At 60.5% G+C, this 7,304-nt stretch carries 7 protein-coding genes; 3 read left to right on the top strand and 4 right to left on the bottom strand.

Annotation, left to right across the window (positions count from 1 at the left end):
- Positions 1-92: 92 nt before the first annotated feature.
- Entirely contained in the window at positions 93-770 is a 678-nt protein-coding gene (locus tag WB528_RS07300) for a DUF599 domain-containing protein (protein WP_423887749.1), read from the top strand.
- A 17-nt stretch (positions 771-787) separates the two neighbouring features.
- On the opposite strand, the gene WB528_RS07295 is transcribed toward WB528_RS07300, so the two are convergent.
- Entirely contained in the window at positions 788-1,120 is a 333-nt protein-coding gene (locus WB528_RS07295) for a helix-turn-helix domain-containing protein (protein WP_423887748.1), read from the bottom strand.
- 273 nt (positions 1,121-1,393) lie between these two features.
- On the opposite strand from WB528_RS07295, the gene WB528_RS07290 reads away from it, so the two are divergent.
- Both WB528_RS07290 and WB528_RS07285 read left to right on the top strand, forming a co-directional pair.
- Entirely contained in the window at positions 1,394-2,158 is a 765-nt protein-coding gene (locus WB528_RS07290) for a polysaccharide deacetylase family protein (protein WP_423887750.1), read from the top strand.
- A 145-nt stretch (positions 2,159-2,303) separates the two neighbouring features.
- Positions 2,304-3,578: a polysaccharide deacetylase family protein gene (locus WB528_RS07285; protein ID WP_423887747.1), complete on the top strand. Its 1,275-nt coding sequence runs from the start codon at positions 2,304-2,306 to the stop codon at positions 3,576-3,578.
- 17 nt (positions 3,579-3,595) lie between these two features.
- Here WB528_RS07285 and WB528_RS07280 read toward each other — a convergent pair whose 3' ends face one another.
- The 3 genes from WB528_RS07280 to WB528_RS07270 form a co-directional block, all read right to left on the bottom strand.
- Complete coding sequence (locus tag WB528_RS07280) at positions 3,596-3,970, bottom strand: hypothetical protein (RefSeq protein WP_423887746.1); 375 nt, start codon at positions 3,968-3,970, stop codon at positions 3,596-3,598.
- A gap of 898 nt (positions 3,971-4,868) precedes the next feature.
- Positions 4,869-6,365 carry a sugar ABC transporter ATP-binding protein gene (locus WB528_RS07275; protein WP_423887745.1) on the bottom strand — a complete coding sequence of 499 codons (1,497 nt, stop codon included), beginning with the start codon at positions 6,363-6,365 and terminating at the stop codon, positions 4,869-4,871.
- Positions 6,362-7,304, bottom strand: a 943-nt coding sequence (locus WB528_RS07270; protein ID WP_423887744.1) for a hypothetical protein, incomplete at its 5' end; no start/stop codon positions are given. The genes WB528_RS07270 and WB528_RS07275, both read right to left, overlap by 4 nt.

Here is a 7,304-nt window from a genome sequence, read left to right as displayed (position 1 = left end):
CATCGGCAACAGTGCCCGCTGCGAAGAGATGCAAATGTTGGAATCGGGCCACTATCGTGGCAGCATCGGCGCGCCTTCAGCAGGGATTACGCATGCGCGCTTATCTGGTCGATATCCTGGCCATCGGCTTTTTTGTTCTGGAATGGACGATATATGCGCTCACCCTCGAACATACCGCCTATGGACGCAACAGCCTGTCCGCCCGCATGCACGTCTATCGCGAGGTGTGGATCCGCCGCATACTCGACCGCGAAGCCCGCATGGTCGATATGCAGATCATGGCCTCCTTGCAGAATGGCACGGCCTTCTTCGCCTCGACCAGCCTGATTGCGGTTGGTGGCGCACTGGCGCTACTGCGCTCCACAAGCGAAGCACTCGGCGTCCTGCAGGCGCTTCCCATCGATATCAGTCCGCCGCCGGCGCTGTGGGAAATCAAATGCGTCGGGCTGGTCCTGATTTTCATCTATACCTTCTTCAAATTCGCCTGGGCCTATCGCCTCTTCAACTATGTTGCCATTCTGCTGGGCTCGATGCCGCCGGCATCACAGCGCGACACGCCGCAAGCCGAAGCACACGTCATTCGAACCACGCGACTGTTCGAGGCGGCGGGCCGGCATTTCAATCGCGGACAGCGCGCGTTCTTTTTCGCGCTCGGCTATCTCGGCTGGTTCGTCAGCCCTTGGGTCTTGTTCGCGACGACGGCGGCGGTCGTGATGGTCACCTGGCGCCGGCAATTCGCCTCGAGCGCCTGGCAAGCGATGGGAAGCTGATTTCGGAGCCCTCGCGATCAGGACTTGGAGAGCGCCGAAAATACCGCGTCCGGCGCGTGCGCAATCACGGCGAGCAATGCCCGGGCCGGTCCGCGCGGCATACGCTTGCCCTGCTCCCAATTGCGGATGGTCTCGACGGGAACGCCCAGCCGGTTGGCGAATTCCATCTGCGTCAGGCATGCGCGGCGGCGGAGATCGCGCACGGCCGGTGGCGTGGCCACGTCGGCCTCAACGGAAACAATGGAGGCGATGGCGGATGACGCGGTGGCCATGACCGGCGCCAGCGGAAACTCCTGCCCGTCCCTTAATTCGACGATCCGCCCGTCCGCTTTTAGTCGAAGGCGCTGCATTCTCGCCTCATCCGGCGTGGTTTGCGGGGCCGCAAACTCAAAAAGCTGTTGGCCCCCGATGATCGAAGTGTGCGTGATGCGCGTTAAGGCTTGATTAACGATACTTTTGCCGCCATTCGCAGGCCGGCAGACGCGTGCTCTGGCACGTCCCGTTTGGCAGATATCGCAACGTTATCCAGGCTTCTTCTCATGCAGAACTGCAATTCATTCCAACCTGATCCATCCAGCCCACGGGTGAAAGCGCGGCGGCCAGGCGTCGTGATCTGGCTGGCGTTGATTTGGCCGGCCTTTGTCTGGCCCGTTTTGGCCACGACCGCGCAAGCCGCCCAGTGCCCGCGTTCGGGGACCCTTGGCACGTCGCGGATTCTGACCGTCGATGCAGCGGCCACGCCGCGCGTCGGGTTGAAAAGCTTTCCGCAGACGTTGCCACTTGCAGACCACGAGGTGGTGCTCACGTTCGACGATGGGCCCTGGCTCCGCACCACGCCGCGGGTGCTCGCCGCATTGGCCGAGCAGTGCGTGCACGCGACCTTCTTTCTGATCGGAAAGCCAGCGTCCCAACATCCGGAGATGGTGCGCAGGATCGCGGCCGAAGGTCATACCGTCGCCCATCATACCTGGTCACATCGCAGCCTGAAACGGATCAAACCGGACGCTGCGGTCCAGGAAATCAACCACGGCATTTCGGCGGTGGAAGTGGCGCTGCATGGAACGGCAACGACGACCCCGACCACGCCGTTTTTCCGTTTTCCCGGCTTTGAATCAACGCCCGCGACGCTCGACCTTTTGCAATCGCGCGGCATCGTGGTGTTTGGCGCCGATCTTTGGGCCAGCGACTGGAACAGAATGACGCCGAAGCAGGAGTTGAAGCTGATCACGGATCGCCTCAACGCCGCCGGCAAGGGAATTATTCTGTTCCACGACACCAAGGCCCAGACCGCGGCGATGCTGCCAGCCTTCTTGCGGTACCTTCGCGACAACGGCTATCACGTCGTTCAAGTCGCGCCGGCCGAACCTGCCGCCGCCGGCCGGCACTAAAGTGAAAACATATGTGGACGTTCAACTAATAAGGCCGCATTCACGTTGCAGCATGTCATGATGAGTTCGATTTTTTAGCATGGGTGATGGAAGCTTTTTCATGGGCGGAGCGTGGCCTGACGTTCGGTTATGGCGGCAGACGGTCATGGCTTTCGGCCTCCTCGCCGGCTTTGCCGCCCATGGCGCCTCAGCAGCCGATTGTCCCGGCCACCCGAATGCGCTCGGCACCTCACGCACGCTGGTGGTCGATCCCCGAGCGCATCCGCTGATCGGCACCATGCAGTATCGGGAAACGCTGCCGTTGGCCGATCATGAGATCGTGCTGACATTCGATGATGGGCCGCTGCCGCGCAACAGCAATCAGGTGCTCGACATTCTCGCAGCCCAATGCGTGAAGGCCACTTTCTTCACCATCGGCAACATGGCCCGGGCATATCCGGAAGGTGTGCGCAAATTGCTCGCTGCGGGTCATACCATCGGCACGCACAGCCAGACGCACCCCTTGACCATGAATCGCATGCCGATCGAACGCGCCAGGCAGGAAATCGACGATGGCATTGCGTCTGCGAAAGCGGCGCTGGGGGACGATGCCGACTCGTTGGCGCCGTTCTTCCGCATTCCCGGCCTGCTGCGGGCCGACAAGGTTGAGGAATATCTCGCTGAAAAGGGAATCCAGGTCTGGAGCGCTGATTTTCCCGCCGACGACTGGCGCCATATTTCGTCCCAGCGCGTCTACGATCTTGCGATCAGCCGGCTCGAAGCCAAGGGAAAAGGCATTCTGCTGCTTCACGATATCCAGGCGCGCACGGTTGCCGCCTTGCCGCGGATTCTCGAAACGTTGAAGGCGCGCGGCTATCGCATCGTCCATGTGGTGCCGGCGACACCAGATCGGCCGGCAACCCCGACCGAACCGGAACAATGGTTGCTGCATCCCCCAGCGGACGCGATCGCCCGCTGGCCGGAGATTCCAAATTTTGTCTTTGCGAATCTCGGCAGCCTTCCCGTCCCCGCGCGCGTAGACTTCAACGATACGGACGACGCAACCATGCTGCACGAGATGTCACCATCCCATCCATCCTGGCCCGAGCCGTCCGAGATCGCGCCGGAAAATGCGACCGTTGCTCTGGCAGCGCCAGCGTCGAACCTGTTCGAGCTACAAGGCGGCCTGGACGTCGCTCTTCGCGGCGCTGCCCTGTCGCACCACGTCCGTGCGGCTGCGTCAAACACACGCGAAGGGGGAACCAGGCGGCTTTCGCGACGTGAAGCGCGGCGTCTGGCGAACGGCAGAAGCGCGCGTGTTGCTGGTCGTCAAGGCCATGGCAGTGCGGCCAATGCCTCGCGGCGAAAAACGCCAGGCGCAGCGGCAGCCCGCCGTGGTTCAGTCAAGCGGCTGGTTCAAGTCAGGAAACGACGCGTGTGACGCCGGGTTCGCGACGCTTAGTTCGTCACGATCTTCGACACGCATAACAGCACGATCAGCGCGAGAAATAGCAAGTCGATATACGCCTTCATCTCGCCGGCCTGGCGCAAAGCGGAAACCTCGTTGACGACGAGCTTGCGCTGCGACGAACCCGAGTGGCCCTCACCGGCCGCAGCGGAAAGCCGGCGCGTTTCGACCTCCAGCCGCTCGATACGCTGAAAGAAGTAGAACGATCGCAACGACGAGGCGGCGCGCATCGCACAATAAACCAGCACGAGGACTGCAACGATGACGCGCTGTTCGTACTTATCCAGGAAGTTGAGGCTGAAATAGACCAGGACCAGGAAGAGGAAGTTGGAAGCGAACCGATAGAGGTAGCTCAAGAACTTCATGTGCGTTATCCATCCGATGCAAACATGCCCACCTAGAACGGGCGCCCCTTGGGTAGTTTCAAGTCGCAAGACGCGGCCCATCCGGCGCAAGCCGATAGGCTGGCGTTGTGACAGCGCAGCTACGGATATACGCCGGAATCGTATCCACGATTAGTGGCGGCGCTTCGCGAGGGTGTTAAGCAGTCGAGCGCCAGTTCGGCTTCCGCGCCTGCCCTTGAGGGGATCGGCCCGGCATTCCCAGAGAATTTTTTTATGGTGCGCTCGGAGGGCGCCGAAGATGTAAATATTTTCAAGGCCTTCCGCGCTGCCCCCAAAAACATGAAGTGCTTTACCGTGGCCAACGGTGCTTTTCAATCCCGAAGTCGATTCTCTAGCCTCGATATCAACGCTTTGCGAGAAGCCCAACGCTACCGTCCGACAACTCCTAAGTGAAACGGCCACGATCCGGATACAACTTCTACGCGGCCGCTCAGGCCTATGCCCGGCAAATCCGTGATCGCACCGAGGAGCATCTCGCTGCCATTGTTCCGGCTGTTACACGGGTGTGATTTTGCCACAAATAGCAGCGGAAGGCCGATCAACCCTTGAGCCGGATTTGCGTTGTCGCTGCTGACAGACTTCGCAGCGGTTGTACAGTGCGAGTTAAATCGGCCCTGTCCTGTTGCCGCGCAAAGACTGATCGACATAAGCGCCGAAGGCGCCGGGCGAAGCGGCCGCGCACGTGTGGGCCTGATCAACAGAGCTGTGAACCTCGCCATCACCCCGGTTAGTGATGAGAGACAATCGGGAGTTGTGGATCGTTGGAGCGATCTGTTTGAAACGCTCTCACCCTAAGCGATAGGAAGTCCCACTCCTCCAATTCTAGCTTCTTCCCGTATTCCGCCTTCGGCCGCTGATTTCAGTGGATGGCCGCGTACATAATCCTTTCCTCGGTAGCTTCCAGAGCGGAGAACTCCTCGACTACCTTGCCCTGGCGGGAGACTAGTATGCGGTCGGACAGGGCCATAATCTCCGGCAGGTAGGAGGAGATCACGACTACCGCCTTGCCTTCGTCTGCCAATCGATTGATCAACTCATGGATCTCGACGATCGCGCCGACGTCGACCCCGCGCGTCGGTTCATCGAAAATGATCAGCGCGGGATCCTGAACGAGCGACTTCGATATCACTACTTTCTGCTGATTTCCGCCGGAAAGCTCAACGACCTTGCCCCCCTCGCCGATCGCACGCACCTTCAGTTTTTTGATCCAGGTATTTCCTACCTGATTTGTTTCTCGCCTCGACAGCAGCGTGCGGCCCTTCGGGAACTTGGCCAGGAGCCCAAGATAAACGTTGCGAGCGATCGAGGCGGTCTCAAAGAAACCTTCCAGTTTGCGATCCTCGGTGATGTAGGCAATACCGGCTTTCACCGCGGGGGCAGGCACGCGGTAACGCACCCGCTTGTCATGGAGCAGCACTTCGCCACCATGAAAGAAGTCTCGCTTCATCACGCCGGAAACGATCTTGAAGGTCTCGGTGCGGCCGGCGCCGACGAGGCCGAACACGCCGGTAATCTGGCCCGCGAACACGGATAAGGAATTGTTCTTTACCATCGGTGCCATCTTCAGGTTCTGCACGGTCAACACGCGTACGCCGGACGGGCGCACGGTGGTTTTGCGCACACCATAAAGCGTATTGGAAAGATCGCGACCAACCATGGCTTGCACGATTCGGGCTCGATCAAACTTCGACGCGTCGTCGGTCACCACGTGCTTGCCATCGCGCAGCACGGTAATGCGGTCGGCGAGCATTAGCGCTTCTTCCAACGCATGCGAGATGAAGACGATGGAGACGCCGCGCTTCTTGAGGTCGCGTACCAGGTCGAAAAAGTACTTCTTCTCCTCAGGGGTCAAACTCGCGGTCGGCTCGTCGAAAATGATGACCTTGGCTCTGTGCAAGACCGCGCGCGCGATCTCGACCATTTGCTTCTTGGCCGCCCCTAACGCACCAACGGTCGCGGTGGGCGTGACGTCGAAGTTCAGCGATTGAAGAAACTGTTGAGCAGCGATGTTGATACCACGCAAACGATTGTAGAACTTCTCCTGACCGAGAAACAGGTTCTGCGCCACCGTCATGGTCGGTACCAAGCTGTTCTCCTGAAACACCATCGCGATGCCGAGATGGCGAGCCTCAAGCGGAGACCCCGGCGCCGTGTCGATGCCGTCGATTCTCATCATGCCTGAGGTAAGCTGCACCACACCGGCCATCACCTTTGTGAGCGTAGACTTGCCCGCGCCATTTTCTCCCACTAGGGCATGTATTTCACCACGGCGCAGGTCGAAATCGACAGCGTCGATGGCGGGGACGCCCGCATAGAGTTTGGTTGCCCCGGCGAGCGAGAGAACGATATCGCTCACCGTTCGAACTCCTTGGCGATTGCAGCGAGCGGGAGCTTCAAGACCCGTCCCGGCCCCTTGGCGATCATAATGAGGTCCCCCATGAACTCCACGGCCGCCACAATACCGTGGTTCTCGCCGTCAACGCGGCTGTGCAATGAAAACAACGGCTCGCAGTCCGCGTTGAGCCGGATCACAAGGCCGTAGGAGCGTGGGGGCGCCCAAGGCTTGATAATCCCCATCGTTCTGATGTGTGCCCCCTGAAGCGGTTCCTTGAAAGACTGCCCCGAGCGAAGTCGCGGCGCTACCCAGTAAACCGGGTCAATCTCGGCCATCATTCGCCGGCGATAGGCAGGTTCACGTAGTACGAATTCGACAAGTAGCGTACGCGCCGTGAAAGCCGTAAGCCAGTAGCCGCCGCCAGCGGCCTGAGACAACCGCGAAGGGTAGATCGGCAAGTGGTGCAGCAAAGTGCGTTTGGCGCCATTGCGTCCGATACCAACCAAGCGATGGCGCCAGCTTTCACTCACCACTACCTCGTCGGCGGTCGCGCAAGCTCCGAAAGCATACTGGAGTCCCGAAGCGAGGATTTGAGCTGAGCGAGCTACCGGATCGAGCCGCCATACTCGGCCACTGCGGCCAAGTTCCATCAGATCCCGCGCCCAATCGTCGGCGGCTCGAATAGCGGAGCCGTCCGTCGCGAACAGTGCGCCGTCCGCTGCCGCCGCCAATGCATTAACCGCGTTCATGCCACCACCGGTAAACGTTGCGCTGGGGGCCGAAGCGTCCGCGCTTGAATAAACCCGCACCTCTCTCCCTCCCAGCGCAACCGCTACTCCGCCACCCGGAAGCGCTGCCAGCGCCGAGATCGGCCGGTCAAAACTGCGGACCTCAGTCGCGGCCGTCCCGTCGAGACGCAGGAGCCGCACCCCTTCCGCGCAGAAGAGCGTCGTGCCGTCG

It is taken from the genome of Bradyrhizobium sp. (genome assembly GCF_049586575.1).
In the GTDB taxonomy this organism is placed as follows: domain Bacteria; phylum Pseudomonadota; class Alphaproteobacteria; order Rhizobiales; family Xanthobacteraceae; genus Bradyrhizobium.
This window is presented reverse-complemented; position numbering and strand designations above follow the sequence as displayed.